The following is a 26,764-nucleotide window of genomic DNA, read 5'->3' on the forward strand; positions in this document are numbered from 1 at the left end:
CATGAGTCCTGGACCAGGTCTGATGTCATAGGGCCGACCTTAGAACCAGCGGCTGACAACAGCTTGATCGTCGCTCACCGGCCTTGCCGCCGGGTTGGCGTTCAGGCCGGCAAGCTTCGAGCGGCCCCTTGTCCCGGCTCACCAAGCTGCTGGCACCGGATGCTGCAGCCGCCCACTCGACACTGAAGCGCGCTCAGTCGCGATCACCCGATCGGTGGCCAACTCGAAGAAGCTCACTGATAGCCCGGCCCAGGACGGTTTCCTGGAATGCCCCGCCCACACGGGACCGCTCGGAGGCGCGGCGACGGCGATGCGTCGATCCAAGCGTCGATACCTCATGCCGACTGCTGTCCACGGACGCTCGCCTTGCACGCCGGGCTTCGTGGCAAGGGCGAACGAGCCCGCCTCGGGCTCGGTGAGGACGCCGCGGGCGACGAGCTTCTTGAGCTTCGATCGCATCCCCTCCGTGTGTCGGGGATCGATGCCGCTGCCCAGAGCTCGGCAGACCTCCCTCACCCGCAACCGACCGGCGCCACTGGTGAACACGGCGATGATCTGCGGGTAGGCAGGCGTGACGGGGGTGCGGGCGGGGGAGCCGGCCTCGGGGTCGTCTTCCCTGGCCAGGGCCAAGACGGTCTCGCGCGTGCATGCCCATCGGTCGCGTTCGCGCTCAGCCGTCGCGAGGGCGGCGCAGAGCTTGTCGATCTGCTCGCGCAGGTTGGCCGTTTCCCTCCGTACCAAGCGGCGCTTGCTCCCGCACGGGGCCTACGTACTCGGGTGGAGTTGAGTACCGGCGCCCTGATGGGGGCGTGGATGGGTCACAACACTGGGGGCATGTGCAAAGGACTGCGGAATCCTGTTCGCCAACTGCTGGTGACCCTTCTGCTGGTCGGGGTGACGATGGCGGTATGGGCTGCCTGGCTGGGCTGGGACCAGCAGCGTGACGTGCACGCTGACGGTTCGACGACCGGCCCCTACGAGGCGTGGCAGGTGATCGGGCTCGGGCTGAGCGTGCTGGTACTGGTGTGCTGGGCGGCGTCCTCGGGGCACGCCGTGGCCGCGGCGCTCGCCACCACGGCCGGGCTGACCGTTGCCGCCTACCACGACTGGTCGGACGACTCCAGCGGGCTCTTCGCGGTCGGTGTGGGCCTGGTCGTGATCGGGAGCCTGGTCGCGACCAGCATCATTGCCATCCTGATCGCCGCCTTGAAGCGGAAGCCCGGTGTCGGCCGGACCGGGTACTGACACTGGTCCGCCTCCCCGCGGAAGTGCCGAGGGGCGGCGGACCAGTCGGCCGGGGGTGGGTCAGCCGGTGGCCGCCAGGGGGGAGGCGAGGCCGGGGGCTGGCCAGCGTTGTGGGTTGGAGCCGTTGCAGTCCCACAGCTGAAGCTGGGTGCCGTTGTCGGTGCGGCCTTGGGGCAGGTCCACGCAGCGGTTGCTCATGGGATTGTAGAGGCTGCCGTCGGCCTGGGGGAGCCACTGCTGGGGGCCGGTTCCGTTGCAGGTCCACAGTTGGACGAGGGTGCCGTTGGCGGCGGCGTCCACACACTTGCCGAGGACGCGCAGTTCACCGTTCTCGCGGATCTCGAACTGCTGGGGGCCGCTGCCGTTGCAGTCCCAGATCTGTATGCGGTTGCCGTCGGCCGTACCGCCGGTGTTGTCGTCCGCGCACTTGGTGTCGCTCACCCCTGACACCAGGGAGGTGCCGGCGGCGGAGGGGACGGTGGAGTGGTTGTGGACGGCCAGGCCGCTGATCCGGCCGTCGAGGAAGGTGTCGGGGCTGCCCTGGTACTTGTAGCGGCCGAGGACCAAGGGGCCGTTGGCGTTCCAGGCGTTGGCCTTGGCGTGGTGGCCGGTGCCCGCCAGGGTGCCGTTGACGTACAGGGCGATGGCGCCGGTGGTGTCGTCGTAGGTGGCGGTGAGCTGGGTCCACACGCCGGCCTGGACCTTGGCCGCGCCGTTGCGGATGCCGGCCTGGTCGTAGTTCCAGCCGTCGGCGTCCTGGCGGCCCAGGGCGAAGCGCCAGGTGCCGTCCGGGTCGGACCAGAGCATGAAGCCGCTGGAGCGCTGTCCGTCCTGGCTGACGACCACTCCCCCGGCCTTGTCGGTCTTGACCCAGGTGGAGACCGTGAAGGCGCGGCTGGTGTCGACGCCGGGACCGGCGGTGGTGACCGTACCCGTCCTGCCGTCGAGGTCGATGACCCTGGCGGCCGTACCGGCGACGGTGTCGTCGGCCCAGGTGGCGCCTGTAGCGCTGAGGGTGGCATTGTTGCGGCCGCGCACGTCGGCCGCGGTGGTGCCGGTGCCCTCGTCGAGCTTCCAGGCGCCGCTGGAGATGCGTGCGTCGCCCATGATGTGGGATTCGCCGAAGCGCGTGACGTTGCCCGCGGTGGCGATGCCGTTCCAGGTCAGCAGGCGGTGGCGGCTGTCGAGGGCCCAGAGGTCGGGGACGCCGTCGGCGCTGGTGTCGCCGGAGGAGCCCATGACCGGGTAGCCGCCCGCGCTGACGCCCCCGCCGATTCGGGTGCGCTTGCCGTGGTCGCCGAGGGCCGCTGGGTTCCCCGCGATGTTGGCGTACTGGTAGACCTCGCCGGTGGTGTTGTCGCGGGCCCACAGGTCGGGGAGCCCGTCACCCGTGGCGTCACCCGGCGCGATGAGGGTGAGGTTGTCCCAGCCGGTGGCGCTCAGGACCAGTACGACCGGATCGCGCAGCGCACCCGTGGAGGCCTTGCCCTGGAGCAGGACGAGCTGTGAGCCGCCCGTCCCGTTGCTCTCGACGGTGAGCAGGTCGTTGCGGGGCTCGACGCCCTGCTCGGGCAGGGCGTCGCCGACGGCGAGGATCTGCTTGACCCGGGTCCAGTCCTCGATGTACGCGGTGCCGCAGGGCCGGCCCGTGACGGCGACCGTGCAGTCCTCCGCGTAGGGCCGTTGGACGGTCACGGAATTGGCGGCTGTGTAGTAGAGGCCGCCGTTCGCGGCGAGACCGCCCTGGGTGAGGGAGTTGCGGTAGAGCCTCAGCTGTCCGTCGCGGTAGGCCCACAGGTCGTCGATGCGGATGCCGTTGCCGCCCCGGTGAGTGGTCAGGGTGCCGTTGCCCCAGCCCTTGCCGCCGGGACTGTTTGCCGCGTTCGAGGCGAGCGTGCCGCCCGAGGCCGGATCGACCGCCGTCGGGTAGACGACCAGGTCTCCGCCGGCGGTGGGTGCGACGAGGTCGACGCGTTCGTCGCCCGTGATGTCCCCGAGGGTGGTTTTGGCGTTCGGGTCGTCGGGCGCGTAGAAGGTGTACGTCTGCTGTTGCGACCGGTTGCCCGCGCGGTCGACGGCCTGTACGCGCAGGAGGTTGGTGCCCCAGGTCGTCGGCGTCAGCGGGATGGACGCGCTGCCGTCGGCCGCCGGGGCGACGCGGTTCGCACCGCCCACCGGGATGACGGAGTTGAAGGCCCACTCGTAGTACAGGAGGCCGCTGGTCGTGTCGGCCGAGGTGAACGTGAAGGTGCCGTTCTGGCCGATGTGCTTCGTCGCGCCGGGCAGGGTGCCCGACGGCGGGTACTCCGCCGAGGTGACGACCGGGACCGACGGGGGCTGCACGTCGAGGGTGAACGTGCAGCCGCTCACCCACGGGGAGTCCATGTCGCCGTCGTTGGCCGCCACTCCCCACGAGTAGGTGTGCCCGTCCGAAAGATTGGTGGGACGTGTGGAGGCCCAGTGGTTGCCCGTCGCCTCGCCGACCCGGCCGCTGTCGTGGACGACGGCCCCGCTCGCGGCGTCGGTGACGTAGAACAGCGCCGAGACCGGCTGGTTGTCCGGGTCGCCGATCCAGGCCCCCAGACCGAGGTCGGCGTATCCGGTCGCGCCGACCCAGCCGCAGCCGTTGCCATTCGGGTTCTGCGGCGCGGGGCTCATGGCGAGGCCCCACGGGGCCGCGGGCGCCCGGTTGTACTCGACATAGAGGAACGGCAGGTTGTTCTTGTCGCGGGTGAACCGCTTGAAGGAGTTGTTCCCGCTGCTCCTGGACTCGTTCGAGGCGAAGAGGCCGTAGGTGAGGCTGCCGCGCCACTCGTTCGCGATCAGGTGGTCCCGTACGTCCCACTCTCCGCGTGTGGTGGCATCCGGGCAGCCGGGGCCGCCGGCGCTGTTGATCGCGGTGGTGCGCAGGACCTCCCAGTCCCGGGGCTGGGAGTTCCAGGTGATGTTGGAGATCAGGGGCTCGGTGGAGTGGAGGTCCACGGTGTAGGTCCGGCTGCAGGTGGCGTCGGCCGCGTAGGACTGGGTGGCGAAGAACGAGGCCTTCTTGATGCTCTTGTCCCGCAGGTCACCGGTGTCGACCTGGACGTAGTACCGCTCCAGGCCCGTCCGCGAACGCCAGCGCTGGTAGCCGACGCCCGGGTCGTAGGTGTCCCCGTAGTCGTCGTAGTGGATTTCCGTGGGGTAGGCCTCCTGCACCCAGGCCCAGTGCTGCGTGCCGCGGTTGGTGGGCTGCCAGGCCGGGTCGATGTAGACCGGAAAGGCCGTGCCCGGGTCGGTGAGGAAGGCGCGGTCCGGCGTCAGGGCGACCGAGTCCTTGCCGAGGTCGGTCTGCAGCCGGGTGACCTTGGCCTGGTCGCCTGGTCCGTCGCTGTCGGAGGCCGGTCTGGCCGCTTCCGGGTCCGGGGCGGGCGCCGTGCCGTCGGCCGCCGTGGCCTTGGCCGCGTGGGGCGCCTTGGCGGTTGTGGAGACCGTCCCCGGCGCGGGCGTGGGCGTCGTGCCGGAGCTGGAGTCCCACATGATCGGGGTAGGGGCCTGAAACACCGTACGGCCGGAGTCGTCGGCCGCCTTCAGGATGCCGGACGCGTCCTCGGAGACGGTGACGCCGTCACCCTTGAGGCCCATGGTGAGCCTCGCCAGTTTCGGGTGGCGGGCGGCCTCGGCGGACTTCACGACCAGGACCTGGGACATACCGCCGCCCTCGTCGGCCGTGACCTTGAGATCCGTGCCGGGGGCGACCTCCCGGTAGAGCGCGCTGCGCCCCTCCAGCAACGGCTCGGGCAGTGACTCCGGCCAGCTCAGTACGAGCCGTTTGCCGTCCTGTTCCAGGGTCGCGAGCGGGCCGGAGCCGCCGCCGGACAGGGTGAGACCGCTGGCCGCGGCCTTCGGGTGGAGGGCGCCGTCGGCTCCCTTGAGCAGGGTGGCGTCCAGATCCGCCCAGCCGTCGCCCCGCTTGGTCCGTAGTGGCACGACGCTGCGGGTCAGCCCGAGAGTGCCGTCCGGATGCGCCACCACCGTGTCGGTCTCGGTGGTCGCGGCCGGGACGGGTACGGGCTTCCCGGTGCGCCGGGCCTCCGCCAGAGCGCTGTCCTCGGCACGCTGCCGCTCGGTGACAGGCCGTTCGGGCGGCTCCTGCGCCTTCCCGGCGCCCTGCTCCCCGACGGCGCCGGCAGTCGGCTCCCCCGCGGCGAACGCCGGTAAAGCCGCGCCGACCGAGGTGATGCCCAGCACGAGCGAAACCAGCCCGGCAACCCAGACCGGCCGCCGCCGGTCCGGTCGTGTTCTTCTCAGCGTGCCCCCCACGGCAAAACTCCCCAGTGTGGTTGTGACTGACAACTGGGCGCGAACGCTAACAGCCTCCACCGACAGCTCCAGCGTTGCCGAAAATGCGGAACTTACTATTCCCGGTCGCGTATTCACGCAATCGGGATCAATTGCGGAGTTGATATTCAGTCATCACGCAAGCGAACGGACTCCTTTCGGACAGATCTTCGAAGCCTGGGCGTCGGCCCGGCATGTCTTGTCCGCCTTGTTCTGTGTTTTCGCTTTGTGAACCGGCTAGGCTCCCGGCCCAATTGACCTACTCGGTGACCGTGGGGGATGCCGTGCCGGTAGCAAATGATCTTTTAGCGACAAGACGGGTCCGGGTGACATGGAGCCGCACCTCGGCCGCCCTCTTGATCATTCTATCTTTGATCTTGGGCGCGGGAACAGCCCAGGCGTCCTCCGAATGGAAACCAAAGGACTCCCGCCGCTGGTCACCGGGCGCATTACCGAAAACCGAATCGGTCTCCGGCAGGAATGCGTCAAAGCCGGAGCGGAGAATTCCGACGGGCGACGGTACCCCCGCCTGGACCCCGCCCGAAGTCAGCTGGCCCGCGGCGGCTCAGGTCGAGGTGGATCTCGGCGCGCCGCCGGCCGCCGCGCGGCCCCGTTCACCGTTCGCCGTACCCACGCCCTCCGCCGGCGCCCCCGTGACGCCCCTCCTGGACCCGAGCCGGGCCGGCGCCGCTCCCGTCTGGGTCTCCGCGGCCCCGGGCAAGGACGCGCCGCGTACCGGCAAGGCCGCTGTGCGTCTCGCCGACCGGGCGGCCGCCGAGAAGGCCGGCGTCCAGGGCCTCCTGCTCGGAGTCCGGCCGGCCGAAGGCGCTCAGGACGGCTCCCCGGTCAAGGTGTCCGTCGACGTCTCGGCCATCGCCGGCGGCTTCGGCGGCGACTGGCTCTCCAGGGCCCGCCTCGTCGCGCTGCCCGAGTGCGCCCTGACCACCCCCGAGCGCGCGGAGTGCCGTACGCGGACTCCCCTGCCGACGGCCAAGGACGGGGACCGTCCCGGGCTGCTCAGTACGGAGGTCTCCCTCAAGGGAAACGGCAGCGGCACGGCTGATGGGCCCCGGCCCGCCACCGCCCCGGCCGGAACCACCGTGCTCGCCGCAGCGGCCGCTCCCGGAGGTCCCGCAGGCACCTACACGGCCACGAGCCTGGCACCGTCCGGCACCTGGAGCAGCGGTGGCAGTACGGGCGGCTTCTCCTGGACCTATCCCATCGAGGTCCCCGACGGGCTCGGCGGCAGCAAGCCGAGCATCTCCCTCTCCTACAGTTCGCAGTCGGTGGACGGCCGCACCGCCGCCACCAACAACCAGGCTTCCTGGATAGGCGAGGGCTGGAACTACTCGCCCGGCTTCGTCGAGCGCCGGTTCAAGCCCTGCTCCAAGGACGGCGAGGAGGGCTCCAACGAACAGTGCCTCGCCACGGACAACGCCACGGTGTCCCTCAACGGCAAGTCATCCTCCCTGGTCCGTGACGACAAGTCCGCCACGTGGCGGCTGGAGAACGACGACGCGTCCAAGGTCGAACGGCTGACCGGAGCGTCCAACGGCGACAACAACGGCGAACACTGGAAGATCACCACCGCCGACGGCACCCAGTACTACTTCGGCGTCGGCCGCAAGCCGGGCAGCTCCACCGCCCCGGCGACCAATTCCGCCTGGACGACCCCCGTCTACGGCAACAACACCGGCGAGGAATGCCACCAGTCCACCTTCGCCGCCTCCTGGTGCCAGCAGGCCTGGCGCTGGAACCTCGACTTCGTCGTCGACCCCCGCGGCGGCGTGATCACCCACTGGTACGACACCGAGACCAACCACTACAAGCGCGGCGCCACCGCCGCGACCCCGGACGGTACGCGCACCTCCTACATCCGCGGCGGCAACCTCGCCAGGATCACCTACGGCTCCAGACTGACGGACGCGGACACGGTCAAGCCCACCGCACAGGTCCTCTTCACCACCGCCGAGCGCTGCCTTCCCGACGCCGGTTTCGACTGTGCGCCCGCCAAGCTGACCAAGGCGAACGCGGCCAAATGGCCCGACGTCCCCTTCGACCAGAGCTGCACGGCGACGGCCACCTGCGAGAACACGGCCGCCACCTTCTGGACCACCAAACGCCTCACCATCATCACCACCCAGGTCCTGAACGGCAGCGGCGGCTACAGCAGCGTCGACTCGTACGCCCTCAAGCACGAGTTCCCGAGCCCCCAGGACGGAACAGCCCCGTCCTTGTGGCTCGCCTCCCTCCTGCACACCGGCTTCGACGGAGCGAGCACGCTCGACACCCCGCCGGTCACCTTCACCGGCCGCCTGATGAACAACCGTGTCGACTCCAGTGGCGACAACAAGCCGGCCCTCAACCGGCGCCGGATCACCGGCATCACCTCCGAGACCGGCCAGGTCACCGACATCGGGTACGCCGACCCCGACTGCACCCCGGGCGCAGGGCTCCCCGCCGCGAAGGACTCCAACGGAGCCCGCTGCTACCCCGTCTACTGGAACCCGGACGACAAGAGCCCCCTCGACCCCACCCTCGACTGGTTCCACAAATACGTCGTCACCCGCGTCACCGAACTCGACCCCTACGGCGGCTCCCCCGCCCGCGAGGTCCGCTACGAGTACGTCGGCGGCGCGGCCTGGCACCGTGACGACGACGAACTGACCGAGGACAAGCGCCGCACCTGGAACCAGTTCCGCGGCTACGAGCAGGTCGTCACGCGCGCCGGCACCGCCCCCGATGCCGTGTCCAAGAGCGCCTCCTTCTACCTGCGCGGCATGGACGGCGACACCAAGGCCGACGGCAGCAAGCGCACCGCCACGTTCACCGGCATCTCCGGAAACACTCTCCAGGACAGCGACGCCCTGGCGGGCACGGTCCGCGAGACCCAGACCTTCGCCTCCGACTACGGTGAACCGACCTCCGTATCCCGCTCCGAGCCCTGGCTGTCCGCGGCGACCGCGAGCCACGGCCGCGGCGCCAAGCTCCCCGCCCTCACCGCCCGCATGCAGCGAGCCGGAGCGTCCCAGAGCAAGTCCCTGCGCACCGACAGGACCTGGCAGACCACCTCACAGGCGGTCACGTACGACACCGCCTACGGAATGCCCCTCACCGCTCTGGACCGCGCCGACGGCCTGCCCGACACCTGCACCACCACCTCCTACGCCCGCAACACCGCGGCATCGATGATCGACCGGGTCTCCGAAACCGTGCAGGTCCAGGGCGACTGCGCGGCCACCCCGGCCGAGTCGAACACCCTCGCCCGCAACCGCACCGCCTACGACGGCCAGCCCATCGGCACCCTGACCGGACCCGGCCAGGTCACCGCCACCGAGGCACTGGACCGCTTCGAGTCCGGCCAGCCCAAGTACACCCCCGGCTCGACCGTCACCTACGACGCGTACGGCCGCGTGACCAGCACCACCGACGCCGCGGGAGCCAAGACCACGACGGTCTACGAACCGGCCTCCCTCGTCACCCCGGTCACGACCAAGGTCACCAACGCCAAGGGCTGGACGACGACCACCACGCTCCACCCCCTGCGCGGGCTCTCCGTCAAAACGGTCGACCACAACGGCCGCACCACCGAAGCCGCCTACGACGCCCTGGGCCGCACCACCAGCGTCTGGCTGCCGGGCCGGGCCCGTGACGCGAGCGCGAACACCGTCTACACGTACGACCTCACCAACACCGGCACCAGCTCCGTCACCACCCAGTCGCTGCGCAACGATCAGTCCTACGCCGCCTCGATCGCCATCAACAACGCGTTCGGGCAGCAAGTACAGCTCCAGTCGGTCGCGCTGAACGGTGAAGTGAACAGCCGCGTGATCACCGACACCGCCTACGACAGCCACGGCCGCCCCAGCACGGCCAACGGGGCGTACCCCAACCGGGACTCCGCCCCCGTGAAGGCACGGTTCCTTCCCGACAGCACCCTGGTCCCCGCGCAGACCACGACGCTCTACGACGGCCTCGGCCGGCCGACCGCCACGGTCTTCTCCTCCAAGGCCAAGGAACAATGGCGCACCGCCACCGCCTATCCGGGCGCCGACCGCACGGATACGCTCCCACCCATGGGGGACACCGCCACGAGCGTGATCACCGACGCCCGGGGGCGCACCGTCGAGCGGCGCCAGTACAAGAACGCCACGGCGGAAGGTGACTACGACCCGACCCGCTACACCTACAAGACCACCGGGGAACTGGCCCAGCTCACCGATCCCGCCGGCAACATCTGGAGCTACGACTACGACCTGCACGGCCGTCAGATCCGCGCGGCCGACCCGGACAAGGGCACGTCGACCATCACGTACGACACCGCCGGCCGGCTCGCCTCCACCACCGATGCCCGCGGTACCGCGGTGTTCACCAGCTACGACATCCTCGGTCGGCCCACGTCCCGCAACCTGAACGCGGCCGACGGTCCGAAGCTGACGACGTTCGAGTACGACACCCTGCTGCCCGGACAGCCCACCGCCTCCACCCGGTGGGTCAACGGCAAGGCCTGGCGCCAGGAGACCACCGGGTACGACATCGGCTACCGGCCCACCGGCACGATGCTGACCGTCCCCGACGGCGAAGGCGCCCTCAGCGGCACCTACTCCGCCTCGACCACCTACGACCCCGTCACCGGCCTCGAACGCCGCACCACCCTGCCGGCCGTGGGCGGGCTGCCCTCGGAGAAGCTCGAAGGCGCCCGCAACATCAACGGGCTGCTGCGCTCCTACGGCTCGGACACCGTCGACTACGTCAACTTCACCGACTACGACGAACTGGGCAACGCCCGGCGCACCACCTTCGGGGACAGCCCCCGCCAGTTCGTCGTCACCACCCTCCAGGACCCGGCCACCGGACGGCTCCTGCGCACCGAACTCAACCGCCAGAACGACACCACGCCGTTCGACACCACCGCCTACACCTACGCTCCGACCGGCGACGTCACTTCAAGCGACAACGCCCAGGGCGCGGTGCGGGACCTCCAGTGCTTCGCCTACGACCACCGGCACCGGCTCACCGAGGCATGGACCGACACCGGCGACACCACCACCCGGCCCGGCCCCTCCGTCCCCGGCATCGGCGGCTGCGCCGCCGCGACGCCCCAGCCCGGCAAGATCGGCGGGCCGGCCCCCTACCACCAGTCGTTCACCTACGACATCACGGGCAACCGCACCTCGGTCACCGACCACGACCCGGCGGGCGACACCGCCAAGACCGTGACCACCACGACCACCTTCCCCGCCCCCGGAGCCGCCCGCCCGCACGCTCCGGCGACCACCACCCGGGGAATCGGCAGCGGCCCGACGGTCACCAGCCCGGTCACGTACGACGAGACCGGCAACACCCGCACCCGCCCCAACGGCTCCGGCGGGACCCAGACGCTGACCTGGGACGAGACGGGCAGCCTCGCCTCGGCCGGCAGCGGCTCCGGCACCTCCACCTACGTCTACGACGCATCGGGCAACCGCCTGCTGCGCAGGGACCCGGGCAAGACGACACTCTCCCTGGGCTCGACGGAACTCACCCTCGACACCACCACCAACAAGGTCACCGGCACCCGCTACTACGCGGCTCCGGGCGGCACCACCATCGTCCGCACCTCCGACGGCAAGCTCTCCTACGTCGCGGCCGACCACCACAACACCGGCACCACCGCCGTCGACGCCACCACCCTCCAGGTCCAGCGCCGTACCACGAAGCCCTTCGGCGAGGAACGCGGAACCGCTCCGGCGGCCTGGCCCGGAGAGAAGGGCTTCGTCGGCGGCACCCAGGACAAGACCACCGGCCTCACCCACCTCGGCGCCCGCGAGTACGACCCCCGCACGGGCACCTTCCTCAGCGTCGACCCGGTCCTCATCCTGGACGCCGGCCAGTCCTTCAACGCGTACAGCTACGCCAACAACAGCCCGCTCACCACATCGGACCCGAGCGGCCTGTGCGCCGAACTCGACTGCCCCACCCGCGCCTGCGCCACCTGCCGCAACTCCACCCCGGGCCACGAACCCCGCCCGGGCGACGACCAGCCGGGCAGCGGCTCCGGAAACCCAGCGGCCCGCTCAGGCGCCGGCGCAAGCTACGGCAACACGTACAAGCCGTCCCCGGTCGGCGGCAAACCCCTCAACTGCAGCATGAGCCGCTACGGCTGCGGCGGCTCAAGACCCCCGGCCCCACCCACTCCCCTGCCGGCACCTCCGTGGCTTCCCCCGCCGCCTCCCGTGTTCGTTCCGTCCGACTGCCGGATGGACGACGTGAGGGCCGCATGCATGGCAGAGGTTTCACGGGCGCAGATCCTCGACCACCCCTTCAACCCGGGGAACAGGAAGAACGGCGCCAATGACCTGGCGTACTGGTACGCCGAGTACTCGGATAGCTGCACGAAGCGCGCCCAGCAATACGTGTGCTTCGGCAGTTCTCCGGCGGGCGACCAGCCCTTGACGATCGGTGACGTGCATTTCTATCCGCGCGATAAGGATGATTTCGCGGACCGCCTCGACGATGAGGCCCTATGGCGAGAAAAAATGCTGCCGATAGCCGGACCCGAAACGGTCGAAAAATTCGGCCCCAACCTGGAACGACACGAAGGGACTCATTCCCGGCAATGGTCCAGGTCGGGAAACGCGGCGGTATTCGCGCTGAAATATTTCGCGGAAATGGGGGTGTCTAAATACGAAGTGGGCAGTGTCGCACATGCGAACCGCTTCGAAGAAGAGGCGAATCTCTGGTGGGGCGGCTATCTGACTTGGTATCCGGCACAGTTTGTGGTGCCCGGCAAGAGGCTGGAATTCTGAAAGGATCGGAGATGGACTTGGGGACTATACGGCGGATGGCGGCCGTGGCGGCTACGGTGTCGATCGTGGCCTCAGCAGCCGGCGGATGCACACCCGCCCCCAAGGCTCTGCTTGCTGTCGAGCGGACAGACGCAGGTCGAGCGCGGGTACTGATCGCTCCGTGCCCCGAATATGACGCACTGCAATTCTCAGTCTCCAGCTCGGGTGGCAGTGTCGGCCATCAGCGGTGGGCTCTCATCAACGACGCCATGGGCGGACCGCTGGCGAGTGTGGATCTGTTTTCGCCTCCACAGGGGTGGAGTGTCACCAGGTCGGCCCTAAGTGATCTCAAGGGTGGTCGCGAATACACAGTAAAGATCGACGGCGCAGTACGGGGGCGAGGCCTAGACGGAAGGCTCTCTTTCACTCCCAGCCAGTTCGATTCACTGAAACCTGGACGCGTGATCGTCACGAACGGCGAGGACAGTAAGGTGATCGAAAAATCCGAATTCATGAAGAAGGATGCCGGGCGCTGCGCGTGACCATGGACCTCGACGGCGCAGTGCGAGGCCGCGGGTTGAACGGAAGGATATCTTTCACCCCAAGATTTCGAAGCACTGGCGCCCGGGAAGGTGCTCGCCCGCAAGGGAGGCGGACTCGGCAGCCATGCAATGAGAACTCATGGTGGGGCGCCTATGAGAAATTGTATGGGAATCAGGAAGGGCAGGCTGCCGCGAATAGCCTTGCTGGTCGCGGCTGCGCTGTTTGCGTCAGGGTTGATGGGGTGCGGCCCAGCACCGAAGTCGCTGCTCGCAGTGGAGCGGGCCGAGGGCGGTGGCGTTCGGCTGCTGATCGCCTCTTGCGCAGACTACGACGTGGACTATGTTTCGGTCTTCCTGGATTCCGACGCGGCCGATGAGAGTTGGCGGCTGAGCAACAGGAGCAGCCTGGGGGCACCCGGACAAATAGAGCTTTTCGAACCCCTGGACGGGTGGATGGTTGACCAGAAATCAAATCTGACGGAACTGCGTACCCCCGGGACTTATGTGGCGAAGGTCGACGGGGCGATCACGTCGCGCGGTCTGAACGGCCGGGTCTCTTTCACACTCGCAAGCCTGGAGAAGCTCGATGCAGGCAAGGTCATCAGCGGAACCAGGGGTGATCAGGTGATGGGCCGGTCCGATTTCCTGAAGCCGTCCCCCGACCGGTGCAAGCCCTGATGTGCGGGCGGGCGGGCGAGCGAGCGGGCGGGCGAGCTCGAGGGGACATCGAATCGTGCAACGTCTCCGAAACCTTTGCGCGGCCCGCGCGCTGACGCAGGCTGGGAGCGGGCCCTCCCTGCCCGTGAACCAACCTCGCGCAGGAAACGAGGAGGCGAAGAACCACGGAGTTTGTGAGGCCCACCCAAAGACGGGTCGCGTTACTACAGTGCGTCGGCCGCTGGTACGCGGGCCAGCGCGTCGACGAGCTGGTGTATGGAGACCGAGCCCGACTCGGGCAGACCCGCCTCCTGCCAGGCTCTGCGGGCAGCCTCCTTGTCCCCCTCGGCGGCGGCCAGCACGTTCTCCTTGGCGCTGTGTTCCTGGACCGGGTCGGTGTCCAGGCCATGGTCGGTGAGGTGGACGACGGTGCGGACCTGGAGCTTGGCATTGGAGGCCATCTGCTCGTTCAGCCGGTAGACGCGCAGCCGGTGACCCACCAGACCGCGGGCCCGTTCGATCATGGCCCGGCCGGCCTCACTGTCACCGCGGTCGGTGCGCAGGCGTTCCAGCTCCCCGGAGGTGTTGCGGAGCAGGAGGACGCCCCGGGTGCTGGTGTCCTCGACCAGGACGGACAGGAGAGTGGCCGTGAACTGTTTCGCCGCGTCCAGCCTGGCCAGGTCCAGCCCGACGGTGTCGGCGAGGGTATAGAGGTGCACGGCCCGCGCCAGCACCTGCTCGCCCCAGGCGGCTTCTTCCCCGGGTGGGCAGGGGCCTACGGCGCGGGCGGCCGCCAGAGTGAGTTCGAGGTCGCGGGCGTTCACAAGACCAGCATCCCCTGCCTCCTGGTCCGGCGGTGCGGGTACCCGTGAAGGTCTCGGGACCCCAAACCGCTCTCGCGGCAGCCCGGGCAAGAACCCGGGGGCATCCCCGCGTGCGCGGGGAGCAGTCGCGCCTTGCTGTAGGCGGCGTGGCGCTCGTGTGGGTCATCCCCGCAGGCGCGGGGAGCAGACTTACTGACCTGGGACTTTAGGCTAGCCGGACCGTGTTTGCGAGCACTTTCAGCGAGCTCGGCAATCGGGGCATGGGCTGCATATTCGGCCTCTTTCTCGTAGAACCCGCCTACGAAGCCGTGGCCGTTGCCCCTGCTGGGGTCCGGCACGGGCTGCTGATCAGGGTGGATGGCTACAGACGCCATTTGGTCGTAGCCATAGGCCGACGACGTTGTCGGTGCCGGATGACACCATCCGGCTCATAAGTGGTGAAACTTTCAACTGGCATGAGCTCTTGGGACGGTGGCAGGAGGAGTGGGTGCCTCGCGCGGACGACGACGAGGACGACGACGGTGGCGGGGAGACCCTTTTCGGCCGCGCGGTGGTCGTGTGGCGCGACCCGAGGCGCTCCTCCCCAGGTGACCACCCGACCGCGTTCCACCTGTCGATGGCCGAACAGGGCAAGGAGCTCTACGCGTTCACCGTGCGGGGTACGAAGATCCAGCGCTCCGGCGCGATACCCCAGGCCCTGGACCCCGCACGGCTGTTCCGCCCGGAGGACACCGAGCCGGACAACGAACTGCGCGTACTTCAGGCCCTCCACACCGAACTCGGACTCTCGCTCCCCCGCTTCGCACTGACCCAAGGCCGCCTCCACACCCTCACCACCCGCTCCTGGACCCGGGCACCCCGCGCGGGCGAGGGGTACGCGTACATCACCTTTGTGCGGCACCGGCCCTGATCGCGTTTGTGCGGCACCGGCCCTGATCGCGGATGTACTGCTGCCCCGAACCAGAGCGCTGGATTCGGGGCAGCAGTACTCAGAGAGGCTGGAACGGACCCGAGCTGGGACGTTCAGCCGACGCCGCAGGCGACCCCGGCCAGGCCGAACACCGAGGGACGCGCCTGGCCGCTCACGGGGTCAGGTCCAGGATCCGGACCGGCCGGCCTTCCCAGCGTTTCGGCAGCGTGGTGGCCACGATCGCGCCTTCGGGCCGGTCCGCCGTGGGCTGCGCCGCATGCTGACTGTGGGCGGCCGCCCACGTCTCCTGCTGCGCCACAGCGAGCGCGGCGGGCAGGTCCAGGTCCAGGACGGTGATGCCAGGCAGGGCTGCCAGGTGCTCGGCGGTGCCGGGACGGGCCCGGTCGGCTTCGACGAGGGCGCACGAGGGCGCGTAGAGGAACCATCCGGTCTCGGCATGCGCGCGGTGGATCAGGCGGGAGGCCAGCACGTTGCCCTGCCCGGCCGCGGCCATCGCCGTCTCGTCGAGCACGATGTGCATCGCTTCGCTCACGGGCTCTGCACCCGCGCAAGGCGGCGGTCCAGCTCGTCATCGAGCTCGCCCTGCTCGGCCGGGGTCGGCGCGTACCCGTTCCAGGCGCGCAGCGCGGCCTGTGCCTTCTCCGCGCGCTCGGCGCGTTCGGTCGGCGTCAGCATCGTCTCGGCCAGGCGGGCCAGGTAGGCGCGGAGGGACAGCCCCTCGGCGGCCGCGATCGCAGCCAGGCGGTCCTTGGCTTCCTCGGGGATTCTCACGTTGGCATCGGACATGGTCGTGCTCCTTCCCATCCCTACAGGGTACGGGTACGTACCCGTACCCGCTACTCGCCGACAGGTCGAGCCGTCCAGCAGCGCCCGGACCCGGTCGGGGGTCATTCCCGCGGGTGCGGGAGGCGGCCTACGGGTCAGGCGTCCGATTCGGCCAAGGGCTGGCCCGGTTCGGTGGACAGGACCAGTTGGGTGATGGCGAAGCCGTCCGGGGTGCGGACCTCGATGCGGTACAGGCCCGGGGCCGGTGTGGACGCCGTTGCCACCGCGATGCCGTCCTCCCAGGTCAGGGCGAGTCGAGCCGCCGGGCCGCCCGGATTGGCGAGGTCGGTGAGGTGGCAGGTCAGGCCCGAGAGGGAGTCGACGTCGCTGAGGTGGAGCTTCCAGGGCCGGCCCGCCTGGACCAGGTCGGGGGCGCTCAGGCCGCAGCCGGCTTCGCCCTGGGGAGGACCGGGGTTGATGTCGTCGCGGACGATCTCGGTGACGGCTTCGAGGGCGGTCCGGGCCTTGGCGACGTCGCCGTGCTGGAGGGGCAGGTGGGTGATGGTGTCGGTGAGGACGGCCGACTCCTTGTACACGGTGCCGTCGCCGTGGACCTGGAAGTACCGGACGCGGTCGTGCCGGTCGCGGATGAAGGTCCCGTCGGAGTTCTGGCGGGCTCCGTCGTAGTGGGCCTCCACCGTGCCGTCGGTGATGGTCAGGTTCTGCCAGGTGGGCTGGTTGACGCCGACGACGGAGCGGTGGCCGGGCAGGGTGATGCTCCGCTGGCCGTGGTGGAAGACGGCCGCGTTGCGTGCCAGTTCCGCGTCGCCGCCGATCGCGGTGACGTCGCCGGGGGTGAGGTGGCGTACGTCGCCTGCCGCGCGCAGGCTCCGGTACTGCGGCAGCAGGTCGTGGAGGCCGGGCATGGTGGCGCAGACGGCCCGGAGTTTGCGGTGCGGCAGCGGTACGGGGGTGCCGCGGCCGGTGGCGAGGATGACCGCCGCCTTGACCGAGCCCTGGAAGGGCGTGCCGAGGGTGATGACGCCCCGGGTGTCGGTGTGGAGGTCGCCGTCATAGCCGGGGTCGAGCGCGGCGCGGGTGACGAGCCCGCCCATGGAGTGGGCGACGAAGACGAGCCGCCCTTCCCGCTGGTCGGCGCGGTGGCGGCGGGCCTGCGCGTGGGCGGGGTGGCGGCGCCAGTCGGTGAGGTGGAGGCGTGCGGCGTCCGCGAGGAGGCGGCCGTTGGTGGCGACGGGCAGGCGCCAGTCGTAGGCGAATTCGAGGATCGCGGCGGGGTCGGCGACGCTGGTGAGGATCGTGTCGACCAGGTCGGTGTACGGCTCGCTGCCGGCGAGGTACGGAGTCCAGGCCGAGTGCTTCAGGAGGCCGGTCGCCTCGATCCTGCCGGTCTTGCCCGCCAGCTCGTCCTCGGTCATGGCCAGGGATTCCAGGCCCGAGGGGGTGGTCCAGGCCTTCAGCAGCCAGGAGATGCCGCCGATGCCCCAGACGTCCTTGCCGGTGGTCGTGTCGTACAGCGCGCTGCCCATGATCCCGGGTACGACGACGACCGCGTCCTGGGTGACGTGGTCCGGTAACTCCCCGGTGCCCTGCGGGTGCTGCGCGGCGGTGGTGCGGTGCGGGTGCTCGTCCATGGCAGTGAAGAATAGGGACCGTGGACGGGGAGCGGGGTGAGATCGGCTTAGCCGGTCCGGTGAGGGCGACATCGGCGTCGCGGGTCGTCGCCGGGAGGGTGCCGAAGCCGGCGCTGCCGGTCCGCGCCGATGCGGAGGCCCAGCCGCGGGCGGGCACCTTGTTCGTCCTGCCGATGGAGGACGGTACGGAGGCGCTGCGGCAGGCCTTCGGCGCGCAGCTGGAGGCGGTGTCCCTGTGGTGGGAGCGGCCGCCGCCGGACGGGCCCGGTTTCGTGAAGGTGGCGCCCTCGCAGCCGGTGACGAGCCGTCATGAGGTGGAGTGCTTCCTGACCACGTCGAGGATCCGGGAGTCGGAGCCGGACGTCCCCGTGGTGCTGTACGTGACGGGCCACGGGCTCACCTCGGCCTCGGCCAAGCACTTCGCGGTCCTGCGGGACACCGACACCGGGCGGCTGCTGGCGACGGGTCTGCGTACGACGGAGATCGTGATCGCCGCGCTCGACTCGTACGCGCGGGACGTCCTGGTGGTCGTGAACATGTGCGAGTCCGCCGACCTGGCGGGCGAGCTGCTGGAGCTCGCACGGGACCTGGACACCGCGCGCACCACGTACGGCACGCTGAACGTCCTGGTCACGGCGGCGCCCAAGATGCGGGTGATGGGTGGGGAGTTCGCGCGCGTCCTGCGCGCGGCCCACGAGTGGCTGCGTACGGCCGGAGGGATCACCCGCCCGTACCTGACGATGTCGGAGTTCAGCCGGGCCCTGTACCAGGCGGCGCAGGCGATCGGCGCGGAGCGCGGCCGGAGCCCGTCCGTCGACTGCCGGGTACTCATGGGGGGCAAGCTCCACGTCCCGACCCTGGCCCTGCCGAACCCGGGCTACCGGCCGGAGCGGGCCGCGGTGGAGGAGAGCCGCCAGGAGGTGGCGGCGACCCTGGAGGACCTGGGCTACTGGCTGGAGAAGGCCAGCGGCCGCACCGGCGCCGACGACACCGGCTGGTACTTCTCGGGCCGCAAGCGGCTGAATTCCTCGGTGATCTCCTTCCTGGGAGGCGCGCCGGGGGTCCTGGTCGTCACCGGCATCACCGCGAGCGGGAAGTCGGCGATCCTGGGCCGCGCCGTGACCTTGAGCGACGCGACGTTCCGCAGGTCCGGCCTGTACGCGGCCGCCGTCGAGCACTGTCCGCCGGAAACCGTTCCGGGCGAGGGCTCGGTGACCATCGCGGTCACCGCGCGCAACCGGGAGCCGCTGGGGCTGTTGCGGGTCATCGCCCAGAAGCTGGGCGTCACCCCGGATCCCGCCGGCAGGGACCAGCTGAGCCGCTGGCAGTTGGGGCTGCGCAGGTTCCTGAATGCGCCGGGCCCCTTGGTCACGATCGTCGTCGACTCCCTGGACGAGGCGACCGAACCGGCGGCGGTGCTGCACCAGGTCCTGGTGCCGCTGGCCGGCCACCTGTCCGTGCGTCCCGCCGTGCCTCCGGCGCCTTCGCCGGAGGGGGGCCGGGCCGGCTCCGGCGACCTGCCCCCGCCCGTGCGGCGCGGGGTCCGGCTGGTCGTCGCCGTCCGCAGCAGCGACCCGGGCGACGGCGAACGCCCCGTCCCGGACGGCGGCCCGGACCTCCTGGACCGGCTGCGGGACGCGTTCCGCGGGGCGGCGGTGCTGCGTACCGACGACGAGGACATGGGCAAGGACGTCGAGGGGTACGTACGGGCCCGCCTGGACGGGGAGGCCGCCTGGGCGGGACACGATCCGACGGAGGTGTCGGAGACGGTGGCCGGGGCGGTGGGGCGCTCCTTCCTCGACGCCCGTGTGGCGGCGGGGCAGTTGCGCACGGCGGGACCGCGGCTGCTGGACGACGCGCGCTGGCTCGCACGGCTGGGCGAGGGCACGACGGGACTGCTGAAGGCCGATCTGGCGAGGTCGGCGGAGGACGGCCTGGCGGCGGACGAGGCGCTGGCGCTGCTGCGCGCGACGGCGTTCGCGCAGGGGCGCGGCATCGCCTGGGGGGAGGTGTGGCCCGCTGTCGCGTCCGCGATGCTCGGGAAGGCCCTCGATGACGCGGATGACAAGATCCGGATTCTGCTGGAAGGGCGCCTGGCGGGGTATCTCACCCGTGACGTGGAAGAGGACCAGCGGGTGTACCGGCCGGCGCACGAACGGCTGGCCGCCGTCCTGCGCGCGTGGCCGGTCGGCGGCGCGCTGCCTGGTGGGGGGATGGGAATGACGGGTGGTCAGGATGAGCCTGCCGATATCGCCGATATCGCCGATGACGTCGATAAGGCCGAGGCTGGTGGGGCCGACGAGGTTACGGGGGCCCGCGAGGCGGGAGACGCGTACACGGACGACGATGACGCCGCCGCGCACGCCCGTATCGCGCGGGCGCTCGCCGATCTGGCCGCGCCGCACACCGGCAGCGCCGCCGGCACCACAGGCACCGCCCCGCATCCCTACGTACGCCGGTACCTCGCGCGCCACGCCCGTCTGGGCGGGGTACTGGACGACGCGCACGTGCCGCCCGACGTCCTTCCGTGGCTGACCGGCAGCCCCATCCGCGGCCTGCTGGGCCCGGACCGGGGGCAGGACGGCAGGCTCTGGCTGGAGGCGTGGGCCTCGGTGGAGCCCTACCTGCACCGCGCCGACCACGCCTCGCGCCTGGCCAGCCTGCAGCTGGCGTACACGGCGCTGCGCTTCCCCGGGCTGCCGCGCCCGCGGACGCCCGAGGACGCGGGTGCGGCAGGCGTGCTGCCCGGTCCGCTGGCCGTGCTGTGGTCCCGGTGGGCGCCGCCCGTCAACGTCCTGGCCACCCTCGGCTCCACCGTGCGCTCCATGACGGCGGTGACGGCACCCGACGGGCGCGGCGCCCTCGCGGTGGGCGACGACGACGGCGGCATCGAACTGATCGACGCGGTCGAGGGGACGGCCGTCCGCGAACGGATCCGCGGGCACGAGGGCGCCGTGCACCACCTGCTCCTCGCGCCGCGCCCCGCGCAGTCCCCGCTGCTCGTGTCGGGCAGTACGGACGGCACCGTACGCCTCTGGAACCCGGCGACCGGCGGGCTCGTCGACCAGGTCCACCGGCCCGGCGGGATCTGGATCGCCGACGTGTGCGCGTACCGCGACGGCGGGCACGAGCTCGCGGTGTTCTGCGTCAACGGAGACGGGGAGGTGGTCTGGTGGAACGAGCGGATGGGGCCGCAGGACCTGCTGACCCTGCCGGGGGACACACCGCGTACGAGTGCCACCGCCCTGGCGGCGGTGGAGGATCCGCCCGGCCGGCCGTTGCTGGCCATCGCCGACGGATCGTTCCTGACGTTCCGGGATGCCACGGCCGGCGTGGAGGTGGCGCGGTTCGGCCTGCCGGGCGATGTACGGGTGCTGGCTCCCACCACGCGGCCCGGGACCGTCGCGGCGGGCCACACGGACGGGAGCGTCACCGTCTGGGGCACCGGCGGACTGCGCTCGACCCTCGCCGGCGCCGCCGGACCGGTGAGCTGCCTGGCCGCCCTCACCCTGGGCGAACGCCACCTCCTCGCGGCCGGGACGGCGGACGGGATCGTCGTATGGGACATCTCCGCGGGGGAGAACGCCGACTTGACGCCGCCGGGGCTGCTCGGCGGGCACAGCTCTGCCGTGACCGCGCTCAGCCCCGTCGCCCCGCCGGATGCCGGGATCCTCGTCTCTGCCTCCAGCGACGGCACGCTGCGCCTGTGGAACCGGGAGGTCCTGGAAAGCGCGCTGAGCGGCGCGCGTACGCATGCCGGGCCCGCCCCGACGGGTGGGGCGCTGCTCCTGCCGGAGCCGGGTGATCCGCGCGGCCCTTCCTGGTTCGCGCTCAGCGGCGACCGCGTCCCCCACATCGAGGTCCGGGACATCGGCACGGGGGACACGGTCGCCCGGATCGACACCGGCCGGCCGCCGTCCGCCATGGCCTGGGCCCAGCGCGGGGAGGGCCGCGTCCTGGTGTCGGCCGGCGGATCAGCCGTAGGCTCGGCAGGAGGCGAGGGCTACGGCATCCGGCTGTGGGACGCGGACAGCCGGCAGTTCTTGCCGGACGTCCTCGAAGGGCACTTCCTGCCGGTCCGCGCCCTCGCCTCCTGCGCCACCGCGGACGGCCGGCACCTGCTCCTGAGCGGCGGGGACGACGAAACGGTCAGGCTGTGGGATCTGGACGACCCGGGCCCACTGCGCGAATGGACCGGTCACGACCTGCGGATCCGGGCGGTGGCGGCCGCCTCGGCGGAGGGGGGCGGGGACTGGTTCGCCTCCGCCAGCTCCGACGGCACCGTACGGCTGTGGGACGCGGAACACGGGCCACTGGGCGGTCCCCTGCGCTGCGACCAGGGCCTCCTGCACGCCGTCGCCCTCAACCCCTGCCCGATCGGCGGCCTTCCGCCTCATCTGGCCAGTGCCGGGGACACCGGCACCGTACGGCTGTGGGACCTGCGGGAGCACCGTCCGCTGGGGAAGCCGCTGACCGGCCACACGACGGCCGTGCACGCCCTGGCCCTGTGGAACGCGGACGGCCACGGCAGCTTCGCCGCCGCCGGCGCCGCCGACGGGACCATCCGCATCTGGGACGCCGCCACCGGGCTGTGCCGCCTGCTGATCGCCACCGGCAGCCCGGTCCGCAGCATCGCCGCCCACCCGGCGGCGGGCGGCGGACGCGTCGTACTGTCCTTCACCGGCGACGCCGGAGCGGCCGCCGTGGAGGTCGACCTCGCCCAGTGAAAAGGGGCACAGCCCCTGGTGCGGCGCGGCCCACTTGCCGGGGCCGTCAGCAAGGAATGCGGGAACCGCCGTCGTCCAGGTAGAGGTTGGAGACCCAGCCGAGCTTCGTCGAGGCCGTACGCAGGTAGGTGAACCCGTCGGTCGTGCAGTAGTAGTCGACCGAGTTGACAGGGGCTGCGGTGCCGATGATCTGGCATCCCCAGGCCGGACCGTTGCGAAGGTTGACGTTGTGCGGGAAGTGCTGCGCGAACGGATGGTGGTCAAGGTTGGAACCGGCACCACCACAGGCGAAGGCTCCTGCGGCAACTGCCGCAGGAGCCTGCTGCACGGATGCCGACGCCGTCGCTGCCACAACGGCTGACGCAGGGGTCCGAGGAGGCCTGGCCGAAGGCGACCCGCCTGCCGGAACCAATGCACCGCGTGGCCGGTGCACAGACCTCTGTGCGCCCCCCGTGTTCCCTCGTGCGCCCCCGTTGCCCACCGCAACCCGGTCGCTTCGGTCGTACCCGAGCATGAAAATGATCGTTCGGCATGTGCCACGGATCAGTACGCCCTATGACGGGCGCCCCACACATCACACGCTGACCGATAAGCACACCACTCATGAGTACCCCTCATGAACAGAACACCACACCGTCACGAGACCGGCTCTCCCGGCGGACCGGACCGCCCTGCCGGCCCCGCCCGCCGCACGAGACCACGAGCATCACCGGCCCGCGCCCCGCCTCCCGCGGAGGGCGGCCGCCGGAGCAAGGAGAGCGGCCGTATGAGCCGGGACACCGCACAGCCGGACGTCAGCCTCATCCCCGCGCCCGAACGCGGCATCTGGCGACTGGGGAAATCCCAGAACCCGGTCACGTACGAAAGGATCAGCCAGGAAGACGCGGACCGGACGGGCGGCAACCGCTGGAGCCTGGTCAGCTACGGCACCCTCTACTGCGCCTCCGAGCACGACGGCTGCTTCGCCGAGGCGTTAGCCAACTTCCGCGTGCACCCCGCCATGCGGGAGCTCATCGCGGACGACTGGCAGGAGCCGTTCTTCCTGGGCCCGGGCAAGATCGCCCGCGACTGGACCACGCGCCACACCCTGGTCCGCCTGCAGCCGCCCAAAGACGCCCTCTTCCTGGACGTGGACGACGAGCGGACCCAAAAAACCCTCTCCCACGAACTCGCGGACAAACTGGCGGAACAGGACGTGGATCTGCTCACCACGGAACACATGCAGGGATTCAACCGCCGGATCACCCGGCTGATCTCGGCCTGGGCCATCACCCAGCGCACTGGCCCCACAGAGCAGGAGCGCCTCATCCACGGCATCGCCTACCGTTCCCGCTTCGGCATGCGCCAGTGCTGGGCCGTCTTCAGCGACGTGGAGCTGAAGCAGGAGGAGTCCAGCCTGGTCTTCCCCGAGGCGGAGGCGCTGCGGCGGGTGGCGGAGGAGTACGGCCTGACGATGCTGTGACCGAAGCCCTGCCCTCCCCCTATCCCCACCTAAAACCCACCTGGAAACCAACCTGAAAACCACCACACGACCGTCGTCCGAAAGGGGGAAAACAACTCACCCCCCGCACTCCCACACCTCCGCCCCATCCCCCGGATGGACGACATCGGCGCAGGTCAAGAGCTAAGTCCAGTCTCAAACAAGGAAGTTGACGCCCCATCGAGAACGCGCTGGATTCTGCCTAAGAGGTAGAGTTGGCAGGTGTTAATGGGTAACCTAACAAGTACATCGACCGACTTGGAGCATGTGGGGGATCTCATGACCAGCACCGGCAACGCCGTCCGGACGTTCTTACCCGTGAGGTTCACTTCGCACCTCCCGGCACCACCGAGCACCAGAAGCACCGCACTCCCTGGCATCCCCAGTCATCCATGCGCCGGATCCTCGCGGACCGGAATACATCGATGCTGAACGCCGACCGCCGCTAGCCGGCCGGTCCACCTCGCCCGCCCGCCACTGGTCACGCTTCCCAGCGGGTCGGAACACACCACGAAGCGTTCGCAGCTCGCCGAGACCGAGCGTCCCCTCCGTCTGCCATCGCAGCAGCACGCGACAGCCAGGTCCTGCGCGCACACCCGACACCCGTCGCCTGAACACGCGACCCGTCACCGCACGGGCGCGCAGTCAGGGCCACGAGGGAGACCTGACCATGCCTTCAGACACCACCACGCCCCCCGTCGCCGTCGCCAAGAGCGCCGCCAGCGCCGAACGGGCCCACATCGCCACCGTGCGCATGCACATCAGCGAGATCGCCCGGTTCCTCCAGGACAACCTGGGGCAGCGTCTGACCGCGCGCATCGCCAACATCAGCGATCCCAAGCAGGTCGGCAAGTGGGCATCGGGCGACACCACGCCCCGGCACGACTCCGAGGAGCGCCTGCGCGCCGCACTCCAGGTCTTCCAGCTCATCCAGGACGCCGAAAGCCTCTACACGGCACGCGCGTGGATGATCGGAATGAATCCGCAGCTGGAGGACGAGGCGCCGGCCCAGTGCATCGCCGACGGCCGGATGCGCGACGTCATGGTGGCAGCCCGCGCCTACGTCGACGGCGGCTGACCGAAAGACGATCTCAGAGCGAGGGCCGAAGCAGGGAGCTGCTTCACCTGCTTCACCCGCTCCTCAAGGGAGACCTGAACCGCCCCGCCAACCTCCTCGGTTGCTCGCTGGACCGGTATGTCCGCAGGAGTCTGGGCTGCTGCAATTGCCGTGTTGACGCCCGCGGAGATGAGAAGCGCGCTGCCAGGGGCTACGACGCGGGAGTCGATTCCGCGCAGGCCGCACCCCAGGCCCCTTACCTCCTCTTTGACTCGACCAACGGGTGGTCACGGTCGAGCGGGCCCAGCGCAGCCGCGCCACCCGGGGAACCGAGGGTGTTGAAGAATTCAACGTTCGCCTTGGAGTAGTCCCTCCACTCCGGCGGTACGTCGTCTTCATAGAAGATCGCCTCGACCGGACAGACCGGCTCGCAAGCACCACAGTCGACGCACTCGTCCGGGTGGATGTACAGGGACCGCCGGCCCTCGTAGATGCAGTCGACGGGACATTCCTCGATGCACGCCTTGTCCTTGACGTCGACGCACGGTTCCGCGATCACATAGGTCATGGCGTCTGGATTCCTCGGGTGAAGGGGCCCGTGCGGACCAGGGCGACGGCCGTGAGGACGGCTGTCGCGCCCGCGGCGCAGGTCAGGGTGAAGGCCATCTGGTGGCCGAAGTGTTCGGCGAGCTGGCCGGCGGTCAGGGCCGCGATCCCCTGGCCGACGATCAAGCCGCTGCCCAGCAGCGACATGGCTTCGCCCATGCGGGACGGCGGGGCCACTCGTTCAGCCAGGCCGAACAGCGCTATCAGGTGCGGGGCCACGGCGATACCGATGCCCGCGACGGCCGCGGCGGCGCCGAGAAGGCCGTCCACGGCGAGAAGCGGCAGCAGCAGCAAGGCCTGGGCCGCGATGGCGGTCCGGAGCCGGACCGTCAGGTCCTGGGCACCGGGGCGCAGGGTGACGGCGATCCCGGCCAGAGCACTCGTCACCGCCATCGCGCCCCAGACGAAGCCGGCCTTGCCGGGGTCGCCGAGGTGTTGAGCGAGAGCACTGATGCCGGCGTTGGCGCTGCCCCAGATCATCCCCTGCAGGAGGGCCATGGCGAACAGCACGGCGAGCGGCGGGGAGAGCAGCCGCTCCAGGTGGCCCGTGGCCTTTCCGGCCCCGCTGCCCGTCGGCGCCGTCGGGTGGACGGCGAACAGCACGCCGAACACGGCGATCAGCACACCGGCCAGTAGCAGCCCCGCCACCGGGTGGATCAGGGTCACGGTCAGACCGGCGAGCGCCGGACCGGCCATGAAGCTGATCTCGTCGACCGTGGTGTCGAACGACAGGGCTCGGCCCGTCAGGCCGGGTTCGTCCCCGGTCAGCGCGATCCAGCGGGTCCGCGAGAGCGGGCCGATCTGTGGCACGGTCAGTCCCACCAGCAACGCCAGGGCGGCCTCCACGACGGCCGGGGCTTCGGCGAGTACGGCTGCGACCAAGGCGGCGATGGCGAGCGCGTTGGCGAGCGAGGCGGCCAGGACGACCGCGCGGTGACCCAGCCGGTCCGCCATCCGGCCGATGGGGGGACCGCCGATGGCCTGCCCGGTCCACAGCATTCCGGCGGCGAGGCCCGCGCGGCCGATCCCGTTGAGCTCGGTCAGCATCAGCAGCGTGCCGATCGGACAGATCGCGGCGGGAAGCCGGGCCAGGAAGGAGATCGCGGGGAGGGCGGGCCCCGTTATGGACGTGACGGAGCGGGAAGCGGCGATGGTGGACAACGGAACTCCATGGAGTCGAGGGCAGGATGG

Annotated in this window: 16 protein-coding genes and 1 pseudogene; 8 read left to right on the forward strand and 9 right to left on the reverse strand. The window is 70.4% G+C overall.

Annotation, left to right across the window (positions count from 1 at the left end; translation table 11 throughout):
- Nucleotides 1–138: 138 nt before the first annotated feature.
- Entirely contained in the window at nt 139–741 is a 603-nt protein-coding gene (locus ACFV0Q_RS00755) for a hypothetical protein (protein WP_384998287.1), read from the reverse strand.
- 93 nt (nt 742–834) lie between these two features.
- Between ACFV0Q_RS00755 and ACFV0Q_RS00760 the strand changes: the two genes are divergently transcribed.
- Nucleotides 835–1,245 (forward strand): hypothetical protein, encoded by a 411-nt coding sequence (locus ACFV0Q_RS00760; RefSeq protein WP_384998290.1) that lies wholly within the window; start codon nt 835–837, stop codon nt 1,243–1,245.
- Between the two features lie 60 nt (nt 1,246–1,305).
- Here ACFV0Q_RS00760 and ACFV0Q_RS00765 read toward each other — a convergent pair whose 3' ends face one another.
- On the reverse strand, nt 1,306–5,475 hold the full coding sequence (locus ACFV0Q_RS00765; protein WP_384998293.1) for a ricin-type beta-trefoil lectin domain protein: 4,170 nt from the start codon (nt 5,473–5,475) through the stop codon (nt 1,306–1,308).
- 743 nt (nt 5,476–6,218) lie between these two features.
- Here ACFV0Q_RS00765 and ACFV0Q_RS00770 point away from each other — a divergent pair.
- From ACFV0Q_RS00770 to ACFV0Q_RS00780, 3 genes are all read left to right on the forward strand, one after another.
- Complete coding sequence (locus ACFV0Q_RS00770; protein ID WP_384998295.1) at nt 6,219–12,353, forward strand: RHS repeat-associated core domain-containing protein; 6,135 nt, start codon at nt 6,219–6,221, stop codon at nt 12,351–12,353.
- A gap of 65 nt (nt 12,354–12,418) precedes the next feature.
- Complete coding sequence (locus ACFV0Q_RS00775; protein ID WP_384998298.1) at nt 12,419–12,874, forward strand: hypothetical protein; 456 nt, start codon at nt 12,419–12,421, stop codon at nt 12,872–12,874.
- Between the two features lie 165 nt (nt 12,875–13,039).
- Nucleotides 13,040–13,552, forward strand: a complete 513-nt coding sequence (locus tag ACFV0Q_RS00780; RefSeq protein ID WP_384998301.1) for a hypothetical protein — start codon at nt 13,040–13,042, stop codon at nt 13,550–13,552.
- Nucleotides 13,553–13,755: 203 nt separating this feature from the next.
- On the opposite strand, the gene ACFV0Q_RS00785 is transcribed toward ACFV0Q_RS00780, so the two are convergent.
- Nucleotides 13,756–14,355 carry a hypothetical protein gene (locus ACFV0Q_RS00785; protein ID WP_384998304.1) on the reverse strand — a complete coding sequence of 200 codons (600 nt, stop codon included), beginning with the start codon at nt 14,353–14,355 and terminating at the stop codon, nt 13,756–13,758.
- Between the two features lie 541 nt (nt 14,356–14,896).
- Between ACFV0Q_RS00785 and ACFV0Q_RS00790 the strand changes: the two are divergent.
- Nucleotides 14,897–15,265, forward strand: a pseudogene (locus ACFV0Q_RS00790) (SMI1/KNR4 family protein); the annotation flags it as partial.
- A gap of 172 nt (nt 15,266–15,437) precedes the next feature.
- Here ACFV0Q_RS00790 and ACFV0Q_RS00795 read toward each other — a convergent pair.
- From ACFV0Q_RS00795 to ACFV0Q_RS00805, 3 genes are all read right to left on the reverse strand, one after another.
- Entirely contained in the window at nt 15,438–15,818 is a 381-nt protein-coding gene (locus ACFV0Q_RS00795; protein ID WP_384998307.1) for a hypothetical protein, read from the reverse strand.
- The gene (locus ACFV0Q_RS00800; protein WP_384998310.1) at nt 15,815–16,072 is read right to left on the reverse strand and encodes a hypothetical protein; all 258 of its coding nucleotides are present in this window, start codon (nt 16,070–16,072) and stop codon (nt 15,815–15,817) included. Before ACFV0Q_RS00800 ends, ACFV0Q_RS00795 begins: the two co-directional genes overlap by 4 nt.
- A 134-nt stretch (nt 16,073–16,206) precedes the next feature.
- Entirely contained in the window at nt 16,207–17,703 is a 1,497-nt protein-coding gene (locus tag ACFV0Q_RS00805) for a hypothetical protein (protein WP_384998313.1), read from the reverse strand.
- Nucleotides 17,704–17,801: 98 nt separating this feature from the next.
- Between ACFV0Q_RS00805 and ACFV0Q_RS00810 the strand changes: the two genes are divergently transcribed.
- Complete coding sequence (locus tag ACFV0Q_RS00810) at nt 17,802–22,430, forward strand: WD40 repeat domain-containing protein (RefSeq protein ID WP_384998316.1); 4,629 nt, start codon at nt 17,802–17,804, stop codon at nt 22,428–22,430.
- Between the two features lie 46 nt (nt 22,431–22,476).
- On the opposite strand, the gene ACFV0Q_RS00815 is transcribed toward ACFV0Q_RS00810, so the two are convergent.
- A complete protein-coding gene (locus ACFV0Q_RS00815; RefSeq protein ID WP_384998319.1) occupies nt 22,477–22,758 on the reverse strand; it encodes an SH3 domain-containing protein in 282 nt (93 codons plus the stop codon).
- 438 nt (nt 22,759–23,196) lie between these two features.
- Between ACFV0Q_RS00815 and ACFV0Q_RS00820 the strand changes: the two genes are divergently transcribed.
- Both ACFV0Q_RS00820 and ACFV0Q_RS00825 read left to right on the forward strand, forming a co-directional pair.
- The gene (locus tag ACFV0Q_RS00820) at nt 23,197–23,892 is read left to right on the forward strand and encodes an RES domain-containing protein (protein ID WP_384998322.1); all 696 of its coding nucleotides are present in this window, start codon (nt 23,197–23,199) and stop codon (nt 23,890–23,892) included.
- 688 nt (nt 23,893–24,580) lie between these two features.
- Nucleotides 24,581–24,988, forward strand: a complete 408-nt coding sequence (locus ACFV0Q_RS00825) for an XRE family transcriptional regulator (protein ID WP_384998325.1) — start codon at nt 24,581–24,583, stop codon at nt 24,986–24,988.
- Nucleotides 24,989–25,223: 235 nt separating this feature from the next.
- Here the strand turns inward: ACFV0Q_RS00825 and fdxA are convergent, their stop codons facing one another.
- Together fdxA and ACFV0Q_RS00835 are read right to left on the reverse strand one after the other, a co-directional pair.
- On the reverse strand, nt 25,224–25,535 hold the full coding sequence (fdxA, locus tag ACFV0Q_RS00830; protein WP_384998327.1) for a ferredoxin: 312 nt from the start codon (nt 25,533–25,535) through the stop codon (nt 25,224–25,226).
- Nucleotides 25,532–26,734, reverse strand: a complete 1,203-nt coding sequence (locus ACFV0Q_RS00835) for an MFS transporter (RefSeq protein ID WP_384998330.1) — start codon at nt 26,732–26,734, stop codon at nt 25,532–25,534. Before ACFV0Q_RS00835 ends, fdxA begins: the two co-directional genes overlap by 4 nt.
- Between the last annotated feature and the right edge of the window lie 30 nt (nt 26,735–26,764).

The organism is Streptomyces sp. NPDC059564 (assembly GCF_042735575.1).
GTDB lineage: Bacteria > Actinomycetota > Actinomycetes > Streptomycetales > Streptomycetaceae > Streptomyces.